Here is a 23,730-nt window from a genome sequence, read left to right on the forward strand (position 1 = left end):
GTTTTAAAATTTAAGGATGGCTGTGATGGAATATGTTTTCATGGAAGGCAGATATACTCCCACTCCTTCGGGGTCTATCCCTTTATAAGAGGTTATCGTTGCGAGGTTTTGACCTTGCCCTATTAATGTGAGACTTTCTATCCCTTTTGTTTTTAAGGGGATTTTATAACTCAATTGTACATTATTGAGTCTTATAAAAGAAGCATCTACAATTACGGCATCACTGGAGGTATATCTCGAAAAAGCGGTTAATGCTGCTGAGTTTCCTCCAGTGGTGGGTCTCTGGTAGCGAGCATCTGTATGCTCAGGAGTCCAATAGTCGAGCATATAGGTGGGGATATTTCTTTGTATGCCAAGTAATGAAAGGTTATAATCCATGCTGTATTGTCTTTGTTTTACCCATTGAACTAGAAAACTGAAGCTAAGATTACGATAACGGAACTGGTTGCTAATGCCTCCAAAATGTTTTACCCCTATTTCTGCTACTTTCTGGCGGTCATTGGTATCCAATTTACCATCTCCATTCATGTCACTAAACTGATAAACTCCTGTTACAGGATCAACTCCTTTATATTCATATACTTTTTTAATATTCATGGGCTGTCCTACCACATAGGTATTGGCATAGGAACTACTGCTGAGATTGTAATATTCTAGAAGTTTGCTTTTGGGAAGAGAAAAGTTGGCACTTAACTCCCATTTAAAAGAGGTATTTTTATAAATGGATGCACTCATCTCTGCCTCTATTCCTGTGTTTTGTACTTTTGCTGGAAAGTTACTCTGTAAGGTTAAAAAGCCTGTAGTGGCAGCTAAAGGTACGCCTACCAATTGATTGCTTGAACGATTTCTATACCATGAAAAATTAATGTTTATTCTTTCTTTTAAAAGTCCCAATTCTATGGCTGCTTCTAGCTTGGTTGTTTTCTCCCAACTGAAATTTGGATTATAGAGTCGTGATGGATACATCCCTACAACGCCATCATACAATAAGGTTGCTGTGGTGTAGGTGTCTAAATATTGATAGTCTCCAATTAAATCACTTCCTGCGGTTCCTATACTTGCTCTGAGTTTTCCAAAGCTTAATAGTTTTTTTAATGTTTCGTTGTTTTGGATGATATTTTCTTTGCTAAATATCCATGCTGCGCCTATGGCTCCGAAATTGGCAAATCTATTGTTCGCACCAAATCTACTCGAACCATCTCGCCTTGCTGTAAGGTTGATGAGATATTTTCCTGAATAGTCATAATTAAATCTTCCATAGAAGGCTGAATAACGGTATTGTACTCTTGTATCTTCATTTACTTTTTGAACTTTGGCATTGGAAATATTTTGAAGCAAATCATTTGACGCAAAATCACTGCCTTGCAATCTTAATAGATGGTCTTTCTTTTCTTCTAGGGTGAGCCCTATTAAGGTATTGACGTGGTGTTTTTGCCATTCTTTATTCCATGTGATTTGTGGCTCGGCAATCCAACTATTTCTTTGAACATTCCCTAAGTAAATAATGCTATTGGTACTGGTATAATTCAGGCTTGGATTATAGGCTGTTGAAGGATTGGTTCGCTCTTCTTCCTGAAGGGTTTGGGTATATCCGGCATTAAGTTTTAGGGATATACTAGGAAATAATTGATAATAGGTATTTACTTGCGCGGATAAGGTTTTTAGCTCTGAGTTGTATTGATTTTCTAATTTAGAAATGGGATTGTCAAAAGTGTTATTTTCCCAGTTGACGGCTCCTGTACTTGTATATAATGCTGGTGCATTAGGACTCAGAATAATTTGGGTGCTAAGGTCTCTTTCTATAAGGTTATTGTCTTGTAAAGTATAATAAATCGTTGGGCTGATGCTAAATTTTTGGTCTGCACTATGATGTACCATATTCAAATTAAACCCTTTTCTCTCATAGCCATAGTCTTTTCCATAGGGGGTAGCTTGTTCTTGACGGTGGATACTCATATACCATTGCGTTTGTTCACTTCCTGAGGAAAGAGAGAGTTGCTGTTGCATATTCAGATAGGGCTTGCCTATGAGGGTTTTAAACCAATTGGTATTTCTTTGGCTGTCCCATTTTCCATTTACATCGTATGCTGTAGCGGGATAATTGGTAATATTATCTAATCGATAAGCATCTTGTCGCATCTGTAAATATTGTGGCGTATCTGCAAACGTGATAAACTGATTGGATTTTGAAACTGAAGTATTTAGCAATAACTCAGCACTAAGGCGTTGACTTTTTCCTCTTTTCGTGGTGATGAGAACTACACCATTTGCTCCTCTGCTTCCATAGATGGCGGTAGCATCGGCATCTTTTAATACTTCAAAGCTTTCTATATCATTTGGATTGATGCTGTTTAGTGGGGAACTTTCTCCTTTGGATAGCATTCCCGAAGATAATGTGCTGATTGAGTTGTTTTGAGCATTTAAGGGGATGCCATCTACTATTATTAAGGGATAGCTTCCATCTGACCTTAGGCTGTTCTTTCCTCTAATCTGAATGTCAAAACCGCCTCCTGGTGCTCCACTATTTTGAACAATGCTTACTCCTGAGATTCTTCCCTGTGCTGCACTCAGCACATTGATTACAGGTTGATTTTCGAGTTGCTTATTGCTAAGTTTTGCTATATTTCCGGTTCTTTCTTTGTCTTTCACTTGGTAGTAACCGGCATTCAATATCACCTCATCTATTTGCTTTTCTTTTTGTAAGTGGATATTGAGGATATTTTGCTCTCCTACTTCTACTCTTGTCTCAGAATAATCGGGGTGTTTAAAAATTAAAATGGCGTTATTGCCTGTGATTTTAAATTGATATTGTCCTGATGAATTGGTGGTGGTTACGCTGTTATTTCCTTCTTGTGATACTACTACTCCTGCTATTGGTTTTTGGTTTGTGGTTACCGTTCCTTTGATGGTTCTTTCTTGCCCTTGGGCTGAACCATACAACACCATAGTGGCAACCAGGCTTACTTTGAGAAAGCCCAATTCCATTTGGTTTTTTTTCATAATTTTGTTTCAGTTTTTTTATTAAACTAGCCGCTCTTCCTTGCTCCTGTCGCCAAACTTTGCAGGAAGGGCTTTTTCTTTTTACATTCTCATATTCTATCAAATAAGTTCACGAAGCCTGTCAGACTAAGCACAGACCGAAGGTCTGCGAACAAAGTTCACGAAAACTGTCAGGCTGAGCACTAACCGAAGGTCTGCGAACGAAGTTCACGAAGCCCACTTTGTACTTCTAACTTCTAAATTTTTACTTTTTACTTCCTTAGGTTGGGAGACATTATATTACATCTCCCTTTCCTAAAGGTCAATAATAAAATTTGATATGAATGTTGAATGTATGTTTCCCGTGTAAGCCCGAAAGCCGCAATGGTGCGCTGCCATTGTATCCGTCTATTTGATACTGTATTTTGAAAAGCAGCTTAGAAAAATGTAAAGAATGCAGACAGCATAAAAAAGAAAACGGCATGGAACTCTACAAATCAGCTTTTGAGGCACTGGTATACCATGAGACAGATAAGAGAGCCCACGCCTAGGTCGTGAGCTTCAAGCTTATCATCTTGTCTCTATTTAAAAATTACCAGTTTTCAAAAGCAAGATTCTAAGCAATAGCTTCTTTTATTTCTTTGAAGTATCGCAAAATTACATCATTGGATGTAATGTTTTTACAAATATAACAAAATTTTATTATTGCGCACAGAAAACCGCATTATTTTTTTACTATTTCAATTAATTTGCTATGATGAATGAAGATAAGGATGTAATTATAGCTATTTGCAAGTATATTTATGTAAACTGGATTTCCAAGGCAAAATCACAGCGAGAATTTGCGTCCAAATGTGATATAGAAGAAAGTACTGTTAGAAAAATTAAAAATATTGCATTAGGAACATCAAAGACAGAGTACAATATGTCCTTAAAAACCTTAGTGAAAATTTGCAGAAAAAAAGAAATTACGATAGAAGAATTTTTTAGAAATATAAAAAAATAAAAATTCTTATGAGAGTTGGGATTTTTTGTTTGTAAACACTTGAAATAATTATTTAAAAAGAAATTAGATTTGTACAACAACTACCAATATTAGCTACTGTTTTTATTTATAGCGATTATCAACTTTTTTTTCACTTGTTTTCCGAAATGGAAAATCATCAGTTAATAGTTTTTCTAATTCTTCATCAAAACTCCAAACTTCATCTGCAAACTGCCAAAAGAATTCATAATGTTCAGTCTTATCTTTATACACAACAACTCCAACGCATTTTGTAGCTTTCATGTCATATTTATGAGCCATTGTGAAATTATGTAATGCTGTCATTGCATGTTGTGATTTACTTGAATGTAACGGAATAAATACAAAAGCGCAATCTGTCCTTTGTATATAAATGCGATAAGGAATTATTACTTCAAATTTTTCACATTTTTCAATTGATAGTGATATTCTTTTTTTAAATTCAGTTAATTCAGTTCTGTTCAATTTTGCAATTTCTTTAATTATCGGATAATACTCAGTTTGGTGAGAAATCAATTTTATACTTTTATTAAAATTTTCAATAATTAGTGAAACATCAAATTCCGATTTCCTCTCATATTGATCTGTCAAATTCGATATATATTTAGCATTAAAATGATCTGCATTTGGTGTTTCAAAAAAATGCCCCATAAGATATTGTTCAGGTAACTCATTAATCATTTTTTCGTTATAATAATAAAAATCTTCTCTAAAATATAGGTATTCAAGTATTTCGACAGGAGTTATTAAATATTTGCAAATCCAATAATAATCTTCTGAATGAAAGAGATGAATTAAACCAATGTCTGTACTTTTATAAAACTTGAGTCTTCTTAAATCTTCTGGAAAATCATCATTTGGATGAAAAATTATTATTTTTTTTATATCAGAATTCTCACGAGCTTCTTTTATATTAAGCTTGTGCCCTTTTTCATTTTCGACTATTATTTCAGAAAATTCATCAAAGTATTTTAATGTATTTTTGATTTGCTTGACTGCTTTGTTTTTAACCTTATTCTTATACCAAGACTCATTATTAGTTGAGTTCTTTTCCATTTCCTTTATTTGATAAATAAATAAAATGTCATCTAACCAGATAATATTATCAGCGAATTCTAATTCTTGGTTTGTCATGGCATCTTTAAAATCATTTTTACTGAATGAAAATTCTTTAAAAAAGACATTTGAATTGATTTCGGAAATTATATTTTCGGAATTAGTTTTAGGCATAATCTTCTATAATATTTACGCTAACTCATAAATGTATGCAATACAAAACTAAATTATTGATTACTTAAAAAGTATTCATTTTTAAACAATTGTAAGTAATTTATTGGCTATAGATTTTAGTTTATGCTTATTTGTTTTGTACAAATATAATAAAATCAGTTGATTATAAAATGCATACCTCTGCTTTTTTATCAATAATTTAAATTATTAAAGTAAAGTTAAATTAAAAAAATATTTCTCGTTTACGGAAAACTGTAATGTGACATAAAAAAGACGTATGCTTTGATTTTTATTATGCAATTTTAATATTAAAAATCTAAATCACAAATTCATCAACCGCCTTATCAAGTTCCTCGTCAATAATCTTGGCATAAATTTGCGTGGTAGATATTTTGGCGTGATCCATAAGTTTTGAGACGTGCTCGATACGCATCCCTTTGTTCAGAGCCATTGTCGCAAAAGTGTGACGACTCAAATGAAACGAAAGTGTAAAAGGCAATTCAAGTTCTTTCCCTATTTTTCGCAAATGGAATCCGCAAATGTTGTTGCAACTGTTCATAATTTTTTTCTTATCTTTTTCAGAAAGCAGAAAAAAGTTTTTCTCGGAAATTGCAGGGAAAACAAAATCTTCTGGAACTGGATTCTGAGGGAGGTATTTTGAAAGAATCCCTAATGCCGTTTGCCCAAATTTCAAACGGTGTGTTCTCTTGGTCTTTTTAACCTCTTTTCTTATGGTGCGCTCCTCCAAATTCACATCCTGCCAACGAAGTGTTACCACATCCGAAAAACGAAGTCCTCCTGCGGAAACTGCAAAAACGAAAAGGTCTCTGTAAAGTTTTGCCTTGCCTCGTTGTGTTGTTTCATGAAGCTGCAATTCCTCAAATTGTTCTGCAGAAAGAAATTGTCTTTTGCTTGGTGCCACTTTTAACTTAAGTTTGTTGAAAGGGTAGAGTGTTTCGGGAATGAGCTCTTCTTCCTGTGCATGTTTGAACATCACCGAAAGTACAATTGTACTCAATTTTTGTGAAGTTTCGTTATTTTTGAGTGTATGAGCTAAATAAATCAGGTAATCTTTCAATAATGAAACCGTAATGTCGTCAAACATCAGTTCATCATCTTTTACAAATTTTTTAAACTTGTCCAACTGCATCTTGTAGATAGCATAAGTATTCTCGGAATAGTTGGGACGGACTTTCTCTAATTTGTTATAAGAATAGTTAAAGAAATTCAAAGCGTCCTTTCCTTTGATTGCCTCTTTTAATTTTCTTGCTGTAATGTGTTTAGACTTTCTTTCAGTATCTGCAATCATTCCAGAAGCATCGGCAATTTTCTGAGCAAGGATGGCGTTCATCCTCGCACTGTTAGAATGATTTTTTTTTACTTTCTGTTTTTCTTCGTCCCATTCATTAGAATTCAGTTTTATTCCGGTAGTGATAAATTTTGCTTTGCGGTCTTTAATAATCCTGATGTAGAGAGGACAAAGTCCCTGCTTATCCTGCTGGTTGTTTCGTAGAATTAATTTAATTGAAGCCATAATAATAATTTTTTAGTTGAAAATTGTTATTAATGCAAAACAAAGAAAACAAATGAAAGCTTATTAAAAGGCAGATTTTCAAAGTAGTGCAACCTAAAACAAAGGTACAACATTTGGTTTAACAAATGCCATATTTTCTTGCATTTTTCTGCACTTGTTTATATTGAAGAAATATAGAAACCCTTTAATAATGGGCAATTAGGAGAAATTTAATACCTCAAAAGAATAAATTAGTATAACACTCAAATATACGAAAGTTTTGTGAAACCACAAATATTTTTATTATTTATTGTAAATGTTTATTTTATATATGTTTTTTACGTATTTTTGGTTTCGTATTTTGTATAGAATTAGTAAGTTGTCTGTCTTGTTCTATTTTTTAATCTATATAAAATGCGAAGTTAAATTGCTATGTTATGGATATAAATTTGTATCGTTTCGAAATGGGGCAGCACCATCATAAAAATGTAATTTGGATAAAGTTTAATAAAGATTTTGAGTTGATTAAAAAACTTAGAGAAGCTTTTCCTTCTGCTAAATGGAGTGCTTCTCAAAAAGCATGGTACCTCCCAGATTTACCCGCTGTTCGTTCTGCTCTTCAGTTGCCACAAAAAGAAACAGGAGCAGATTTGTTGGCTCTTATTCATCCTAATAATCATCTGGCTTTTCAGCGTTTTATTAATCAATTAAAGTTAAAGGCTTATAGCAAAAATACCATCAGAACTTATGTTACAGAATTTGCTCATTTGCTCAAAACGATTAAAAAAATTAATGTTGATAGCCTTACAGAAAATCGACTGAAAGACTATTTTCTCTATTGTGTGAAAACAGATAAAATTAAAGAAAATCATCTCAATAGCAGAATTAATGCAATTAAATTTTATTTTGAACAAGTGCTTCACAAGCCTAAAATGTTTTTCGATATTCCCAGACCCAAAACGCCGAAACAATTGCCCAAAATGCTATCAAAAGCAGAAATTAAGAAAGTTTTTAAAGCTACCGAAAATTCCAAACACTTGCTAATGCTTCAATTGTGCTACGGTATGGGATTGCGTGTAAGCGAAATTGTGGCGCTGAAAATTGAACATATAAATTCTGAAGCAATGCTGGTAATGATAGAAGGAGCTAAAGGCAAAAAAGACCGATATACCAATTTGCCAGAGTCTGTTTTACCGTTATTGAGAAATTATTACAAAGAATATATTCCTAAAAATTACCTTTTCGAAGGACAATACGGAGGTGCTTACTCTACCAGAAGCGTTCAGCTTGTCTTTAAAAATGCAATGAAAAAAGCCAAAATAAATAAAACAATTGGGATACATGGTTTGAGGCACAGCTATGCAACGCATCTTATAGAAAGTGGTGCAGATATTAGATTGTTGCAAGAACTTTTGGGGCATAATTCCGTTAAAACTACTCAAATTTATACGCATATTACAGATGTTTCTAAATCTAAAGTGAAAAGTCCGTTAGATTTTTTATGAAGATTAAATCAAATAAAATTTTCAATTTGTCCATCGGTCAGTAATCATTAACTAGTTTTCCTCTAATGTCTAATTTTTCGCATTTTATAGATAAATTAAAAGCTTACATGATGCCTATAGCAATGTTGCTAGGAGTGTGTTTTCATAAGCAAGTTGCTTACTTCTCTTTTTTGGTGCCTTATCTTATTTTTTCGATGCTTTTATTCACTTATATGAGGATTTCTTGGCGTGGAATGAATTTTACGCTAATGCACCTTAAATTACTTGTCATTCAAATTTTAGGAAGTGTATTGGTTTTTGCTATTCTATTTCCATTTGATAAAATTTTGGCACAAGGCATTATGATTTGTATGCTTGCGCCTACAGCTACTTCAGCTCCCGTAATTGCAGGAATGTTAAAAGGAAATGTTACCAGCCTTATAAGTTATTCTTTGGTGAGTAATTTTACGGTAGTAATTGTAGCTCCTATATTTTTTTCGTGGATTGGTTTTCATCAACTTCCTTTCTATACCTCGGCAATGCAGATTTCTCAAAAAGTAATACTCCTTCTAATTGGTCCACTTTTCTTAGCAATGCTATTCAATAAATTTCTACCGAAGGTTTCTGAAGTTTTTCAAAAAAAAGCACAAATTTCTTTCTATTTGTGGAGTTTGGCTTTGGTTGTTGTTTCGGGCAGAACAATAGAATTTATTATTTCTCAAGACAAGTCAAATTATACAATCGAAATTTTACTAGCCATATTCTCCTTTTTCGTTTGTGTTTTACAATTTTGGTTAGGCAGAAAAATTGGCAGGAAACACCAAGATACAGTAGCGGGCGGACAAGGTCTCGGACAAAAAAATACCATTCTCGCAATTTGGATGGCGCAAGTATATCTCAATCCCATTGCATCAATAGGTCCTGGCGCTTATGTACTTTGGCAAAATATCATCAATTCTTGGCAAGTTTGGCGCAATAGGAAAAGCTTGCAATAAAATGGGGTAATAGCTCTTTCTAATTTTTTTTATCGATTGTCAGCTTTTCGTATTGCTTAAAATAACATTAAGTACTTAGCTAAGAGCAAAGGCTTTGCAAAACTTAAAAACAGCGAATTGTTAAAAAATTTTTGAGGACATCTATTAATCTAATCCAAACATTAAGAAAGTCAGTTTTTTTTATGAAGCGCAATCTTCAAAGTGAATTTATTCACAAAACTTATTACGCTAAGCACAAAAACGGAGGCTAATTACTAACGCTGAGGCGAGTACATGTGCGGTGGCAGAGAATAGACTTGGCGAATTCTGTGGTTGAGCATAAGTGTGGTGGTTGAGCGGAGTCGAAACCACCATCCGCAAACGAAGTTCACGAAATGGTGGCTGAGTACAGACCTAAGGTCTGCGAACGAAGTTTAAGGAACGGTGGCTGAGCGGAGCCGAAGCCATCCGTAATCGAAGCCCACGAAATGGTGGTTGAGCGGAGTCGAAACCCTGTCCTATGAAACCGCAAGCGTAAAGAAAAACAATATTTTTTTTGTTAAAAAAAATCCGTTGTTTGAAGAGCGAGTAAATCCGACAAAGAAAAGAGAAATCAAACAATCACTCAAGTTCTGGAATTTTTAGAAAAAAAGATAGTTTTTTAGCTGAGGATTTCTCGACTTGATCTTTTGGTTCTTTTGCATCAAGGCAAAAGAACGGGATATCAATAATTTCACTTTTCTGACTTTAGATATTCTTAATATATACAAAAATTCCACAATTGAAGCTCACCATCCATCTTCCGACTTTTAACTTTCACAATTTCACACTTTTACGATTTCGCACTTTTACACTTTTACAATTTTGTCAATCTGAGCTTTGTCGTGCGAACTTAGTATATATCCGTTGGCTAATTACTTACATGGTGGCTGAGCATAAGTGCGGTGGTTGAGCGGAGCCGAAACCACCATCCGCAAACGAAGTTCCCGAAACGGTGGCTGAGCACATAAACGGTGGCTGAGCGGAGTCGAAGCCAAAATTCCCCTCTTTTAGAGGGGTGCCCGTAGGGCGGGGTGTTAAAAAAAACTTTTACTTCTCGTCACAAACAAACCCCATTGCCAAAATGTCTTTTCCCTTTGTAAGAGCTACAAAATACAGAATATCGTCACTATCAAAATATTTTTCAAAAGAAAATTCAAGAGTACTATTAATAGGAAGAATTTCTTCGTTTTTTTCAAAAGTATATTGTTGATAATTAGGTTTTATAGAAATAAGGTGAATTTGTTCTGCTTCAGTTGTAACGTTGATTTTTAACGAAATTTTTTCATCAATTAAAAAAGATTGCAGAGAATATTTTATAGAATTTACATTTCCAAAACCAAATTCATGGAGCATTTTTTTTCCTTCAATAGTTCTTAGACCTACTTCCACCGTTCTTTTTCCTCTATCCGAAAAATGGTCACAATCCTTTATTTTGGTCATCAATTTAGCAAAACTTTGATATAGAAATTTGTCTCCACTTTTATTAGAAAAAGTGAAAGTAGCTCGCCTTAGCATTTTCCCCACTTTAGAACAATGCCCAAACTCGGTGCTATTTTCTCTCACACGTGCATAATTGTCTTTGGTTTTAAAATCTTTTTTATTAAAACCGCTCTTTTTTCTCACCACAGGTATGCCGTTTAGTTTATAAAAAACCAAACCATCTAGCGAGCCAGTAAGTTGTAAAATGCTCTTATAACGTGCCATAATATTCTAAAGAAAGTCAAAGGTAAGCAATAGGTTACACATATACAAGTTTGATGTATAGTTAAAATATAGTTGTAGTATAGTTGAAGTATAGAAAATTAATCTTATATTTGTATTAAAGTCTTACCTAAGAAAAGTGATAGGGTAGAAAAAAGATAGGTATGTTAATGCTCTTTTCAACAGTTCTTCGTTTACACTTATGAGAAGTATTGGTTAAGATTTTACAGTAAAACAGCTAATTTACAACACCAAAATAGTAGAAGAGAAAATGAAGTACTTAGAAAAAATAATGTTCCTTGCCATGATGTCATTATTGTTATGGTCTTGTGGTGCTTCTAAGCCTGCATATACCAAAACAACTTCTAAGTCTTCAGCGTCTTCTAATCTTAGAAATCTCAAATCATCCTCATTCGGGAATGTTTCTTATAAAGTAAAAAAAATCCTCAACGATGCCGAAGATTACTTAGGGACGCCTTACAAATTCGGTGGTACTACCAAGAAAGGACTAGATTGTAGTGGTTTGGTAATTACTGTTTTCTCAGAAAATGATTACAAATTACCAAGACGTTCTGAAGAGCAAGCCAAAGAAGGAACTAGAGTAGAAGTACAATCTGTAAAACCTGGAGATTTACTTTTCTTTGCTACTTCTGGTGGTTCTAAAGTAACGCACGTAGGTATTGTTAATGAGATTTCTTTCCGTGGAGATATTACTTTTATTCATGCTTCTACCAGCAAAGGAGTTGTTATTTCTTCTCTCAATGATGCTTATTGGAATAAAGCTTTCTTGTTTGCTAGGAGAGTACTATAATTTTCTTATTTTTGCATAAATTATTAATAAATTAAAGTAAAAGCATTTTATTATCGAGCTTTTAACTTTTTAACTTTTAACTTATTCAAATGTCACTACAACAAACCATCGAACAAATCTGGGATAACAGAGAATTATTACAAAATCAAGAATCACAAGATGCAATAAGAGAAGTTGTAAAACAACTAGACTTAGGACAGTTGCGTGTTGCAGAGCCTACAGATAATGGCTGGCAAGTGAACGAATGGGTAAAGAAAGCTGTGGTAATGTATTTTCCTATTCAAAAAATGGAAACCATAGAAGTGGGGCCATTTGAGTTTCATGATAAAATTCCTTTGAAGAAAAATTATGCAGAAAAAGGAGTTCGTGTTGTTCCTCATGCTGTTGCCAGAGAAGGTGCTTATGTTGCGCCAGGTGTTATTATGATGCCTTCTTATGTTAATATTGGTGCTTATGTAGATTCTGGTACTATGGTAGATACTTGGGCTACAGTTGGTAGTTGTGCTCAAATTGGTAAAGATGTACACTTGAGTGGTGGAGTTGGTATTGGTGGCGTTTTAGAACCATTGCAAGCTGCTCCTGTAATTATAGAAGATAATGTTTTTGTAGGCTCTAGATGTATTGTTGTAGAAGGAGTACACGTAGAAAAAGAAGCTGTTTTAGGCGCTAATGTTGTATTAACAGGTTCTACCAAAATTATTGATGTAACTGGTGATACTCCTGTAGAATATAAAAGCAGAGTACCTGCACGTTCTGTTGTAATTCCGGGTTCTTATACCAAAAAATTCCCAGCTGGAGAATACCAAGTTCCTTGTGCTATAATTATTGGAAAACGTAAAGAATCTACCGATAAGAAAACTTCTCTAAACGATGCCCTTAGAGAAAATAACGTGGCGGTGTAATGAAAAAAATAGTAGTTTATACAGCTATTTTTGGTGATTATAGCGCTTTGATAGAGCAACCAAAATTTGAAAATGTAGATTATGTTTGTTTTTCAGACAAGTTTATTGAGTCTAAATCATGGAAAATAATAGTGGTTAAAGATTTTCCAATGGGTGATGATAATACTAGAAACAATAGGTATTATAAAATTTTGCCTCATATTCAATTTGATGACTATGAATATAGTGTTTATATTGATGGTAATTTTCTGTTAAAGAAGAATCCTAATGTATTGGTTGAAGATTTTTTAAAAAATAATTATTCAATGGCATGCTTTGACCATAATCAAACAGTATTAGACAAAAGAAATTGTATATACAAAGAGTACGAGGCAATATTGGAATTAGGTAATAAGAATGGAAACTATAAAGATAGTTTGGAGACGATGAAAAACTATATAGATTTTATAAAATCTGAGAAATATCCTGAAGAAAATGGCTTAATTAAAGGGAGTGTTTTAGTAAGAAAGCATCATGAAAGTGGATTGGTGAAAATTATGGAAGAGTGGTGGTATTTTGTGAAAAATCATTCTCGTAGATATCAATTAAGTTTTAATTATGTAGCTTGGAAAAATAATTTTAAATACAATACAATTCCTGGAGATATTAGAAGAAAAAACAAATATGTTTATTATTTGGGAAAGCATAAGCAAAATATAAATTTCGATTTATTAAAGTATAAAATAAGAAAAATATTTTTTTTAGATTAAAAGTAAAAATCTTTTTGGTCATTAATTTTATATTTTAAAACTTTAAAATTAAGAAAAACCACACAGATTTGTGTGGTTTTATATATTTAATTAGAATTTAAACTCTAGATTTTTTATTTTCTTACAAAAGCAGTTACATCATCAGAAGTTACAGGATTATTACCAAGAATAATAAGTCTTTCTACAACGTTTCTGAGTTCTCTAATGTTACCAGTCCAACTGAAATTTTGAAGTGCTTCAATTGCTTTTTTATCAAATATTTTTGCAGAATTGCCTTGCTCATCTGCAATAGATTGAGAAAAATATTCAATCAAAAGTGGAATGTCTTCTTTTCTTTCGTCTAATGCTGGAACGTAAATTTCGATTACTGATAAACGGTGATACAAATCTTCACGGAATTTGCCTTGCTCAATTTCTTTTTTTAAATCTTTATTGGTAGCAGCAATTACTCTTACGTCAACTTTTATTTCTTTATCACTACCAACCGGAGAAACTCGACTTTCTTGCAAAGCTCTTAGCACTTTTGCTTGAGCTACCAAACTCATATCACCAATTTCGTCTAAAAAAATGGTGCCTCCATTGGCTTGTTCAAATTTTCCTTGTTTGTCTTTAATAGCACCAGTAAAAGAACCTTTTACGTGTCCGAAAAGTTCACTTTCTATTAATTCTGAAGGAATTGCGGCACAGTTTACTTCAATCATAGGACCTCTGCTTCTTTCACTTTGTGCATGGATTGCATGGGCTACGAGTTCTTTTCCGGCTCCATTTGGTCCTGTAATCAAAACTCTGGCATCAGAAGGAGCTACTTTTTCTATCATGTCCTGAATTTTCGAAAGTGCAGCAGAATTACCAATCATTTGATATTTTTTGCTTACTTTTTTCTTCAGTTGACTGTTTTCTTTTTGTAAAGTATTCGCTTTTTGAACTAAATTTTTGCGGTCTAATGCATTTCTAACACTCGTGATAAGTCTGTTAATATCAATAGGTTTCGAGATGAAATCATACGCTCCATCTTTAAGAGCAGTAACAGCGGTGTCTATATCAGCGTGCCCAGAAATCATTACAAAAGTAGTTTCTGGCTTTAGTTGAAGTGCTTGTTTTAAGAGTTCGGTTCCTGATAATTTTGGCATTTTTATATCAGAAATAATTAATGCGAAATCTTCTTTTTCTAATAATTTATAAGCTTCTAGACCATCTTCGGCTACCAATATTTCATAATCTGTAAGTTCGTCTGAAAGAATGCTGTGAAGGACACCAGAAATGGCTTTTTCGTCTTCTACTATTAATACTTTTTGCATAAGGCAAATTTAGTTAAATTTATAAGCTGTTATTTATAGAATTTTGATGTTTTTTTTCAAAAAAATGTGATTTTGAATTCTATTTCCGTTAGGTAACCAAAAATAATACCAAAAAATTAGTAATTTCTAACTCCGAAAATTGCCGAACCTATTCTCACAGAGTTAGCACCACATTCTATCGCGATTTTGAAATCATCACTCATTCCCATCGAAAGTTTTTCCAAATGTTTGAATTTAGAAAGCTCGTCAAATAGAGATTTTAAGATAAGAAATTCAGATTTTACTTGATTTTTGTTATCGGTAAAAGTCGCCATTCCCATCAATCCGGTAATTGTTATGTTTGGATATTTGTTTTCCAGATAATTACTGAATATTTCTTTAGCTTCTTGTACTTCTAAGCCATATTTACTGTCTTCTTCGGCGATTTTTACTTGAAGCAAAACATTAATTTTTTTATTGATTTTGGCTGCTTCTTTGTCTATTTCTAATAATAATTTTTCAGAATCTACACTTTGAATAGTATCTATAAAAGGAACAATAAATTTTACTTTATTGGTTTGAAGATGCCCAATTAAATGCCATTTTATATCATTTGGGAGTTCGTTTACTTTAGATAAAAGTTCCTGAACTTTATTTTCGCCAAAAACTCTTTGTCCGCAACCGTAAACTTCTTTTATTTTTTCTACAGGATGAAATTTAGAAACAGCAACTAATTCTACAGGCTCTGGAATTTGAGATTTTATTACTTGGAAATTGTTAGAAATGCTCATATATCAAATTAAAGTTCAAATTTAGGAATAAATATTTTGTTTTTAAAATTAATATCGTAATATTGCAATATGAAAATATAAATAATTTTCAGTTTTCAACTTTTAAATTTTTAATTAATTATGGGAGTTACAAAAACCGAACATTTTACGGAAGAGCAAAATGAAGTTGCCAAATTAATGAAAGCTCTTGCTCATCCTGCCAGAATTGCAATTGTAGAATATTTACTTTCGGTAGATACTTGCATTTGTAATGATATTGTAGATGAAATAAAATTGGCTCAACCAACGGTTTCTCAACATTTAAAAGAATTAAAAAACGCCGGAATTATACAAGGCGAAATAGACGGAAAAGCAATTTGCTACTGCATTAATCCTGAAACTTTGAAGAAAATGGAGCATTTTATCTCCGAAATTTTTATCAAAATAGCTAAACAAAAGTCTTGTTGTTAATTTTTTATTATGGAAAATGTATTGTTTAGAAATATGATTGAAGAAGATTATCCTTCAGTTAAAAAAATATATTTAGAAGGTATTGCAACAGGAAATGCTACTTTTCAAACAGATGCTCCAAATTGGAAAGATTGGGATTTTTCTCATTTAAAACATTCTAGAATAATTGCAGAAATAAATGGTGAAATTGCTGGTTGGGCTGCTTTATCAGCTGTTTCTGGAAGATGTGTCTATGCTGGAGTTGCAGAAGTAAGCGTTTATATAAATTCAAAATTCAGAGGAAAAAACTTAGGGACTAAAATTTTAGAAAAATTGATAGAATCTAGCGAAGAAAATGGAATTTGGACTTTAACAGCAGGTATTTTTCCAGAAAATGTAAGTAGTGTTAAAATTCACGAAAAAAATGATTTCAGAATTCAAGGTTTTAGAGAGAAAATAGGAAAATTGAATGGAGTTTGGAGAGATACACTTCTGTTAGAAAAAAGAAGTAAAATAATAGGAATCAATTAAAAAATATAATTATGAACACCAACGAAGAAATTAAAGAAATGGTAAAGCAAAAATATGCCGAAATTGCTTTGCAAAATCAAGAAACTAATGCGTCATCTTGCTGTGGAAGTGGCGGTTGTAGCACAGAAGTGTATAATATTATGACAGATGATTATGACCATCTTGAAGGCTATAATCCTGATGCTGATTTGAAATTAGGTTGCGGTTTGCCAACAGAATTTGCCAAAATAAAAAAAGGAGATTATGTAGTAGATTTGGGAAGTGGTGCAGGAAATGATTGTTTTGTAGCACGTGCAGAAACTGGCGAAACTGGCAAAGTGGTTGGGATAGATTTTACACCAGAAATGATAGAAAAAGCGAGAAATAATGCAGAAAAACTAGGTTTTAATAATGTTGAATTCAGACAAGGTGATATAGAAAATATTCCGTTGACGAGCAATGTTGCAGATGTGGTGGTAAGCAATTGTGTGATGAATTTGGTGCCGAATAAACCTAAAGCATTCTCAGAAGTTCACAGAATTTTAAAAATTGGTGGTCATTTTTCAATTTCAGACATTGTTTTAGAGGGAGACTTACCAGAAAAAATAAAAACGGCTGCCGAAATGTATGCTGGTTGTGTGGCTTCGGCAATTCAAAAAGAAGAATATTTGCAAATTATTAAAAATTCTGGCTTCAAAAATATTACTTTACAAAAGCAAAAACCAATTATTGTTCCGGATGATATTTTGAAAAATTATCTTACTGAAGAAGAAATTCAAACGTATAAAAATTCATCTACAAGAATATATAGCATTATCGTTTTTGCACAAAAACAAGATGCTTGTTGTGGACCAAATTGTTGTAATTAGAATAAATAGGAGCGGGCTTTAGCCCGTTTCTTTCTTGAAATTTCATTAGACTTTAGTCAAAATCTAAACGTATGAATCTTAAAATTAAAGAAATTATTGCTCAACTTTCAACAGAAAATATATCCGAAGAAAGAAGAAATATTCTTCAACCTTTGGTGGAATTTATTCAAAATAAAATTTCTAAAAATGAAGAAATAAGATTGAATTTTATTTGTACACATAATTCCCGAAGAAGTCATCTTTCGCAGATTTGGGCACAAACAATGGCACGTTTTTTTGGAGTGAAAAACGTTTTTTGCTATTCTGGCGGAACAGAAGCTACAGCAATGTTCCCGAAAGTTGCAGAAACTTTACAAAATCAAGGTTTTGAGATTTTAAAATTATCCGAAACAGAAAATCCCGTTTATGCTGTGAAATTTGCTGAAAACGAACACGCTATCATTTGTTTTTCTAAAAAATATAATGATGATTTTAATCCTAAATCTAATTTTGCAGCGATTTTAACTTGTGATTCTGCTGATGAAAATTGTCCAATTGTTTACGGTGCAGAAGCTAGAATTCCAATAAAATATAAAGACCCAAAATCTTCTGACGGAACTCTCGAAATGAACGAAACTTATTTTAATAGAAGTCTTGAAATCGCAACTGAACTTAAATTTGTTTTTGAAAATATTAAAATTTAAAAATCATGCAACCCAAATTAAAATTCCTCGACAGATATTTAACTTTATGGATTTTTTTGGCAATGATTTTTGGAGTTTTGCTCGGGAAATTTATTCCAGCGATTCCAGAAATCATCAATCAATTTTCTAGTGGAACTACCAATATTCCATTAGCAATTGGATTAATTTTGATGATGTTTCCGCCTTTAGCAAAAGTAGATTATAGTCTTTTACCAATCGCTTTTAAAGACCGTAAAACCATGAGTATTTCTTTACTTCTCAATTGGATTATAGGGCCTGTTTTGATGTTTGTTTTAGCCATTATTTTCCTAAAAGACGAACCCAATTATATGGTTGGCTTAATTTTGATTGGCTTGGCAAGATGTATTGCAATGGTAATTGTTTGGAATGATTTGGCTTCTGGAAATAGAGAATATGCAGCAATGTTGGTAGCGCTTAACAGTATTTTTCAGGTTTTTACGTATAGTTTTTACGCTTGGCTTTTCATTAATTTTTTACCAAAATATTTTGGATTTGGAGATTTTTCTATTTCTGTTCCAATGAAAGATGTGGCAATTAGTGTTGCAATTTATTTAGGAATTCCTTTTGTTGCAGGTTTTTTGACGAGATTTTTCTTGGTTCGTTTTAAAGGAAAAGAATGGTACAACAGAAAATTTGTTCCCAAAATTTCTCCAATTACTTTGTATGCCTTGCTTTTTACAATTGTGGTAATGTTTAGTTTAAAAGGTGATAAAATCTTAGAACTACCATTTGATGTTATAAAAATTGCTGTACCATTAGTGATTTATTTTGTTTTGATGTTTTTCTCTAGTTTCTACATAAATCATAAATTAGGTATTGAATATGATAAAAACGCTTCAGTTTCTTTTACCGCTACAGGAAATAATTTCGAATTGGCGATAGCTGTTGCCATTGCCGTTTTTGGTATTCATTCTAAAGAAGCTTTTGCTGGAGTAATTGGTCCATTAATTGAAGTTCCTGTGCTTATTTTATTGGTGAAAGCAAGTCTTTGGTTAAAGAAAAAGTGGTATTAATTCTTTAATTTTTTAATTCTATCTTAATAACTTTTCTCTTAAAATCTTCATTCCTTCGGTAGCAGAAGTTTTCAAGAAATTTTCATGTTTTGTAAATTGATTTTCAAGATATGGGTCTATTATAAAAATTTCACAATTTTTTGGAACATAATGTATTAAACCAGCAGCTGGATACACTTGCATAGAAGTTCCAATAACGATAAAAATATCAGCTTTAGAAGCTATTTCTGCTGCGTTATCCATTTCTGGAACCATTTCTCCAAACCAAACAATATGTGGACGAAGTTGGTTTCCGAATTCATCACAATCTCCCAAATTACAATCTTTTTCCCAATCGTAAATTTTGGTTGAATTTTTTACAGAACGTACTTTTTTTAATTCTCCATGAAGGTGAATCACTTTTGTAGAACCCGCTCTTTCGTGTAAATCGTCAACATTTTGAGTGATAATGTGCACGTCAAAATGTTGTTCTAAATCTGCAAGAATTTCGTGAGCAAGATTGGGTTTTACCTCTTTTAGTTGTCTTCTTCTTAAATTATAAAAATCTAAAACCAATTTAGGATTTCTAGCAAAACCTTCTGGCGAAGCCACATCTTCAATTTTGTGATTTTCCCATAATCCGTTAGAATCTCTAAACGTAGAAATCCCGCTTTCTGCCGAAATTCCTGCTCCTGATAAAACAACGAGTTTCTTTTTCATTATTCAATATTTTTCTTGCCAAACATTTTTCGAAATTCTAACTTTTGAAGTTGTCTTTCAATGATGAGTTTTGCGATGGTTTTTCCAGAACTATTCAATTTATCTTCGTTCTGTAACGCTAATTTAAGCTTTTCTTCGCTAATGTCAATTCTGTATAACAGATTTACCAATCGATTAAAATCTTTATCAATCAGTTCATTAATATAAACTGCCAATTTGTTTTCTAAATCTTGGTCACAATAATTTTCGAATACTTTTGGGAAATTATTGCTCACCAACAGATTCATTAAATCTTCAGAAGTTATTTTTTGAATATCTGTCATGGTTTTGAAATTTAAATTTTCAGTTTTATACTATTCAATCTCAAAGAATTTGCAATTACCGAAACTGATGAAAAACTCATCGCAGCTGCTGCAAACATTGGTGATAATAAAACTCCGAAAATAGGGTAGAGTAATCCTGCCGCAATCGGAATTCCGAGCGTATTGTAAGCAAAAGCAAAAAATAGGTTTTCTTTTACATTTTTCATCATTTTTTCACTTAAAATTTTAGATTTTGCCACTCCAGAAATATCTCCTTTTAGTAAAGTGATTTCCGCAGAATTCATTGCAATATCTGTTCCTGTTCCCATTGCAATTCCTACATTGGCTTGTGCAAGAGCTGGAGCGTCATTAATTCCATCGCCAGTCATGGCAACTATTTTCCCTTGTTTTTGCAATTTTTTTACTTCATTAATTTTGTCTTGAGGAAGACAATTGGCAAAGTAATTTTTAATGCCAAGGCTTTCTGCTACGTGTTTTGCGGTAGCTTCGTTGTCGCCCGTCATCATTATTACTTCTATGCCTTTTTGATGAAGAAAATCAATAGCAGATTTTGCATTTTCTTTAATTTGATCTTTAAATCCAAAAACGGCAACTGCTTTTCCGTTAATTGTTAAGTAAGAAATAGTATTGGCTTCGTTTTCTAAGATTTGAGCTTTTTGAAGGATGTTTTCAGAAATCTCGAAATTATTTTCTTTGAGATAATGAATGTTTCCTAAAAATATTTTTTTACCTTCAATTTCTCCCAAAATTCCTCTCCCGGAAATGTTTTCAAAGTTTTTAACTTCTTTTAAGTTGTCATTCTGAGCGGAGTCGAAGAATTTAGCTTTATTTAAAACCGCTTGAGAAAGTGGATGTTCAGAATTTTTATTGAGAGCTGCTGCAAATTGTAACGCTTCGTTTTCAGCTATATTTTCTGCGAAAATTTGAGTTAAAGACGGTTTTCCTTCGGTTAAAGTTCCGGTTTTATCGGTAATAATTACGTTTACTTTTTGCATTTCTTCCAAAGCTTCGGCATTTTTAATCAAAATTCCGTTTTTGGCGCCTTTTCCAATTCCTACCATTACAGACATTGGCGTTGCTAAACCAAGAGCACACGGACAAGCCACAATAAGAACGGCTAAAGCATTCACCAAAGCAAAAATGGCTCGGTTTTCTCCTCCCAAAAAGTACCAAAGAACAAAGGTAAGAACCGAAATGGCAATTACAACTGGAACAAAAATTTTAGAAACTTTGTCTGTTAATTTTTGAATAGGCGCTTTACTTCTGCTGGCAGAATTCACCATTTCTATAATTTGAGAAAGTAATGTGTCTGAACCAATTTTTTCTGTTTTCATGAGGAAAACTTGGTTTCCGTTGATGGTTCCGGAGGTTACTTTGTCTCCTAATTTTTTCTCCGCAGGTATCGGTTCTCCCGTAATCATGCTTTCGTCAATTGTGGTGTTTCCTTCAGTAATTTCTCCGTCCACGGGAATTTTTTCTCCAGGTTTTACTCGCAAAATATCACCGATTTTTACCTCGGCAATCGGTATGTTTTTTTCAGAATTATTGATGATAAGATGTGCTTCTTTTGGCGAAAGATTCATCAATTCTTTAATGGCACTTCCTGTTCTTTGATGGGCTTTTGCTTCCAACATTTGACCGAAAATTACCAACGTTAAAATTATAGCTACTGCTTCAAAATATAATGGAACTTCGTGGTGATTTTGCATGAATTCGTGAGGAATTAAACTCGGGAAAAACAATGCAAAAATACTATAAACGAAAGCAGCACTCGCTCCCAAACCTATTAATGAAAACATGTTGAGATTCCAAGTTTTAAATGAAATCCAAGCTCTTTTGAATAAAAACCAACCTGTGAAAAATACTACAGGAAGCGTGAAAAGCAATTGTAAAAAACCTGAAATTTTAGAACTGAAAGGAAACTCAAAAAACATTCCTCCCATTGATAAAATTAAAATAGGAACCGTGAAAACCACAGAAATCCAAAGTTTTTTTCTAAGATTTTTGTAAGTGTCATCTTCAGAATCGTCGTCGGTGCCAGTTATTTTTACCAAATCCATTCCACAAACGGGACAACCTACATTTTCGGGATAAGTTTTGTCTCCTTCGCAAAACATCGGACAATAATATCTTCCTTGGTTATTAGTTGATAGTTGATAGTTGATGGTTTTATGTTTGCTATCAACTGACAACTGATAACTATCAACTAATTTTTTTTCCTCAATCGGAACACAGTACATATTACAAACTGGGCAACGTTTGCCTTGTGTAAAGTACACTTTGTCTCCTTCGCATTCCATTGGGCAATAGTAAACAGAACTTGGCGAAACCCTGTCTTGTGGCGGAATAAAAGTTGTAGATTTTGGTTTTTCTGGGTCTTCTAAAACGTAATTTCCTGCATTTTTGAGTTCAGAATTGAGTTTTTCTAAGTCTATTTTAGAATCTGAAGAGATTTCTACTGAACTTTCTGCTAAATTTATTTCAGCTTTTATTCCTTCAATATTGTTTAAAGCAGTTGATATTTTTTTCTGACAGCCTTCGCAAGACATTCCGAGAACGTTATATTTTTTGGTATTCATCTTCTTTTATTTTGATACAAATTTCAAAATTAATGAATTAAAAACCATTATCAAATCTTGGGAGAATGTTATGGAATTTAGATTTTTTGGATTGAAGGAAAATGAATTTTAAATAAAATCAATAGGAAGTCTCTTTTTCTCTTTAAGTTCTTGAAATTGAGAGGGCGAAAAACCTGTTGTTTTTTTGAATTGTTGAGACAGATGCTGAACGGTTTTATAACCCAATTTGTCGGCGATTTGAGAAAGCGTAAGTTCTTTGTAAGCGAGCATTTCTTTTACTTTTTCTGTTTTTTGGAGAATAAAATATTGCTCTAAAGTAATGTTTTCGGTTTGAGAAAATGCTTTAGAAATACTGCTGTATTCTTTGTTGAGTTGCTCTGAAAGGAATTTAGAAAGCAAGAAATCTTCATCAATGTCTAAGTTTTGAACTTTTTCTAGGATGAGTTTTTTAATACTTTCGATAAGTTTAAGAGAAGCGTCTTCCAAAATTTCGAAACCAATTTTTTGTAGATTTTCATTGAGTTTTTCTACATCTTTTTTAGAAAGGGGAGTGTTGGTTTCTACCCAACCCAATTGCACCGAAAAATCTTTAATTCCGAAATTTTGTAAAACGTTTTCCACTGCAGAGATGCAGCGGTTACAAACCATATTTTTGATGAAAATTTGCATTTAACCTTTGCCCAATCTTTCTTCTACGTACTCAATTTTAGTTTTTCCGTGTGCTTTAGGATGACCGTTTTCGTCCAAAGATACAAAAACAATTTTGTCTATGGTAATGATGGTTTGGTGTGTCATTTTGTTTCTTACTTCGCAGCTTAAGGTGAGAGAAGTTCTCCCAAAATTTACTACTTCTATACCAATTTCTATAATGTCTCCTTGTTTTGCGGAATTTACAAAATTAATTTCGGACATGTATTTGGTAACGGTTTTAGGATTTTCGAGCTGTATAATAGAGTATAGTGCAGCTTCTTCGTCTATCCATTGTAATAATTTGCCTCCAAAAAGAGTGTGGTTGGCGTTAAGGTCTTCTGGTTTTATCCATTTTCTAGTGTGATAGTTCATCTTCATTAATTTTTCTGGCAACAAAATTAGGTTATTAAGATGAACAGAGTGTTAATTTAAGATAC

22 protein-coding genes are annotated in these 23,730 nt (G+C 32.8%); 11 read left to right on the top strand and 11 right to left on the bottom strand.

Features of this window, described 5'->3' with window-relative positions; all coding sequences use genetic code 11:
• Positions 1 to 3 precede the first annotated feature (3 nt).
• A complete protein-coding gene (locus tag QM746_RS09255; protein ID WP_414983958.1) occupies positions 4 to 3,000 on the bottom strand; it encodes a SusC/RagA family TonB-linked outer membrane protein in 2,997 nt (998 codons plus the stop codon).
• A 733-nt stretch (positions 3,001 to 3,733) separates the two neighbouring features.
• On the opposite strand from QM746_RS09255, the gene QM746_RS09260 reads away from it, so the two are divergent.
• Positions 3,734 to 3,985, top strand: coding sequence for a transcriptional regulator (locus QM746_RS09260; protein ID WP_414983959.1), 252 nt, complete (start codon positions 3,734 to 3,736; stop codon positions 3,983 to 3,985).
• 102 nt (positions 3,986 to 4,087) lie between these two features.
• Here the strand turns inward: QM746_RS09260 and QM746_RS09265 are convergent, their stop codons facing one another.
• Together QM746_RS09265 and QM746_RS09270 are read right to left on the bottom strand one after the other, a co-directional pair.
• Entirely contained in the window at positions 4,088 to 5,233 is a 1,146-nt protein-coding gene (locus QM746_RS09265) for a hypothetical protein (RefSeq protein WP_414983960.1), read from the bottom strand.
• 316 nt (positions 5,234 to 5,549) lie between these two features.
• Positions 5,550 to 6,767, bottom strand: a complete 1,218-nt coding sequence (locus QM746_RS09270; protein ID WP_414983961.1) for a tyrosine-type recombinase/integrase — start codon at positions 6,765 to 6,767, stop codon at positions 5,550 to 5,552.
• A 416-nt stretch (positions 6,768 to 7,183) separates the two neighbouring features.
• Between QM746_RS09270 and QM746_RS09275 the strand changes: the two genes are divergently transcribed.
• Together QM746_RS09275 and QM746_RS09280 are read left to right on the top strand one after the other, a co-directional pair.
• A complete protein-coding gene (locus QM746_RS09275; protein ID WP_414983962.1) occupies positions 7,184 to 8,251 on the top strand; it encodes a tyrosine-type recombinase/integrase in 1,068 nt (355 codons plus the stop codon).
• 65 nt (positions 8,252 to 8,316) lie between these two features.
• Positions 8,317 to 9,225, top strand: a complete 909-nt coding sequence (locus tag QM746_RS09280) for a bile acid:sodium symporter family protein (RefSeq protein WP_414983963.1) — start codon at positions 8,317 to 8,319, stop codon at positions 9,223 to 9,225.
• Positions 9,226 to 10,293: 1,068 nt separating this feature from the next.
• Here QM746_RS09280 and QM746_RS09285 read toward each other — a convergent pair.
• A complete protein-coding gene (locus QM746_RS09285; RefSeq protein ID WP_414983964.1) occupies positions 10,294 to 10,950 on the bottom strand; it encodes a hypothetical protein in 657 nt (218 codons plus the stop codon).
• A 268-nt stretch (positions 10,951 to 11,218) separates the two neighbouring features.
• On the opposite strand from QM746_RS09285, the gene QM746_RS09290 reads away from it, so the two are divergent.
• The 3 genes from QM746_RS09290 (at position 11,219) to QM746_RS09300 (ending at position 13,409) form a co-directional block, all read left to right on the top strand.
• Positions 11,219 to 11,758 carry a C40 family peptidase gene (locus QM746_RS09290; RefSeq protein WP_414983965.1) on the top strand — a complete coding sequence of 180 codons (540 nt, stop codon included), beginning with the start codon at positions 11,219 to 11,221 and terminating at the stop codon, positions 11,756 to 11,758.
• Between the two features lie 89 nt (positions 11,759 to 11,847).
• Complete coding sequence (locus QM746_RS09295; protein ID WP_414983966.1) at positions 11,848 to 12,660, top strand: 2,3,4,5-tetrahydropyridine-2,6-dicarboxylate N-succinyltransferase; 813 nt, start codon at positions 11,848 to 11,850, stop codon at positions 12,658 to 12,660.
• Positions 12,660 to 13,409: a glycosyltransferase domain-containing protein gene (locus QM746_RS09300; protein ID WP_414983967.1), complete on the top strand. Its 750-nt coding sequence runs from the start codon at positions 12,660 to 12,662 to the stop codon at positions 13,407 to 13,409. The genes QM746_RS09295 and QM746_RS09300 overlap by 1 nt, the downstream gene beginning before the upstream one ends.
• 113 nt (positions 13,410 to 13,522) lie before the next feature.
• Here QM746_RS09300 and QM746_RS09305 read toward each other — a convergent pair whose 3' ends face one another.
• Positions 13,523 to 14,707, bottom strand: a complete 1,185-nt coding sequence (locus QM746_RS09305) for a sigma-54-dependent transcriptional regulator (protein WP_414983968.1) — start codon at positions 14,705 to 14,707, stop codon at positions 13,523 to 13,525.
• Between the two features lie 116 nt (positions 14,708 to 14,823).
• A complete protein-coding gene (locus QM746_RS09310) occupies positions 14,824 to 15,477 on the bottom strand; it encodes a YggS family pyridoxal phosphate-dependent enzyme (protein WP_414983969.1) in 654 nt (217 codons plus the stop codon).
• A gap of 120 nt (positions 15,478 to 15,597) precedes the next feature.
• On the opposite strand from QM746_RS09310, the gene QM746_RS09315 reads away from it, so the two are divergent.
• The 5 genes from QM746_RS09315 to arsB all read left to right on the top strand — a co-directional run bounded on the left by QM746_RS09315 (position 15,598) and on the right by arsB (position 19,002).
• Entirely contained in the window at positions 15,598 to 15,927 is a 330-nt protein-coding gene (locus tag QM746_RS09315; protein ID WP_414983970.1) for an ArsR/SmtB family transcription factor, read from the top strand.
• A 9-nt stretch (positions 15,928 to 15,936) separates the two neighbouring features.
• Complete coding sequence (locus tag QM746_RS09320; protein WP_414983971.1) at positions 15,937 to 16,437, top strand: GNAT family N-acetyltransferase; 501 nt, start codon at positions 15,937 to 15,939, stop codon at positions 16,435 to 16,437.
• 11 nt (positions 16,438 to 16,448) lie between these two features.
• Positions 16,449 to 17,285, top strand: a complete 837-nt coding sequence (locus QM746_RS09325; RefSeq protein WP_414983972.1) for an arsenite methyltransferase — start codon at positions 16,449 to 16,451, stop codon at positions 17,283 to 17,285.
• 71 nt (positions 17,286 to 17,356) lie between these two features.
• The gene (locus QM746_RS09330; RefSeq protein ID WP_414983973.1) at positions 17,357 to 17,968 is read left to right on the top strand and encodes a low molecular weight phosphatase family protein; all 612 of its coding nucleotides are present in this window, start codon (positions 17,357 to 17,359) and stop codon (positions 17,966 to 17,968) included.
• 5 nt (positions 17,969 to 17,973) lie between these two features.
• The gene (gene arsB, locus QM746_RS09335; RefSeq protein WP_414983974.1) at positions 17,974 to 19,002 is read left to right on the top strand and encodes an ACR3 family arsenite efflux transporter; all 1,029 of its coding nucleotides are present in this window, start codon (positions 17,974 to 17,976) and stop codon (positions 19,000 to 19,002) included.
• Between the two features lie 18 nt (positions 19,003 to 19,020).
• Here the strand turns inward: arsB and QM746_RS09340 are convergent, their stop codons facing one another.
• From QM746_RS09340 to QM746_RS09360, 5 genes are all read right to left on the bottom strand, one after another.
• Positions 19,021 to 19,701, bottom strand: a complete 681-nt coding sequence (locus QM746_RS09340; protein WP_414983975.1) for an SIR2 family NAD-dependent protein deacylase — start codon at positions 19,699 to 19,701, stop codon at positions 19,021 to 19,023.
• Positions 19,701 to 20,024, bottom strand: a complete 324-nt coding sequence (locus QM746_RS09345; RefSeq protein WP_414983976.1) for a hypothetical protein — start codon at positions 20,022 to 20,024, stop codon at positions 19,701 to 19,703. The genes QM746_RS09340 and QM746_RS09345 overlap by 1 nt, the downstream gene beginning before the upstream one ends.
• 11 nt (positions 20,025 to 20,035) lie before the next feature.
• Positions 20,036 to 22,603, bottom strand: coding sequence for a heavy metal translocating P-type ATPase (locus QM746_RS09350; RefSeq protein WP_414983977.1), 2,568 nt, complete (start codon positions 22,601 to 22,603; stop codon positions 20,036 to 20,038).
• Between the two features lie 108 nt (positions 22,604 to 22,711).
• Positions 22,712 to 23,272 (bottom strand): helix-turn-helix domain-containing protein, encoded by a 561-nt coding sequence (locus tag QM746_RS09355; protein ID WP_414983978.1) that lies wholly within the window; start codon positions 23,270 to 23,272, stop codon positions 22,712 to 22,714.
• Entirely contained in the window at positions 23,273 to 23,665 is a 393-nt protein-coding gene (locus QM746_RS09360) for an acyl-CoA thioesterase (protein ID WP_374364212.1), read from the bottom strand. It lies immediately after the preceding gene.
• Between the last annotated feature and the right edge of the window lie 65 nt (positions 23,666 to 23,730).

Origin of the sequence: Cloacibacterium sp., assembly GCF_047601505.1 — a bacterium.
Taxonomy (GTDB): Bacteria; Bacteroidota; Bacteroidia; order Flavobacteriales; family Weeksellaceae; genus Cloacibacterium.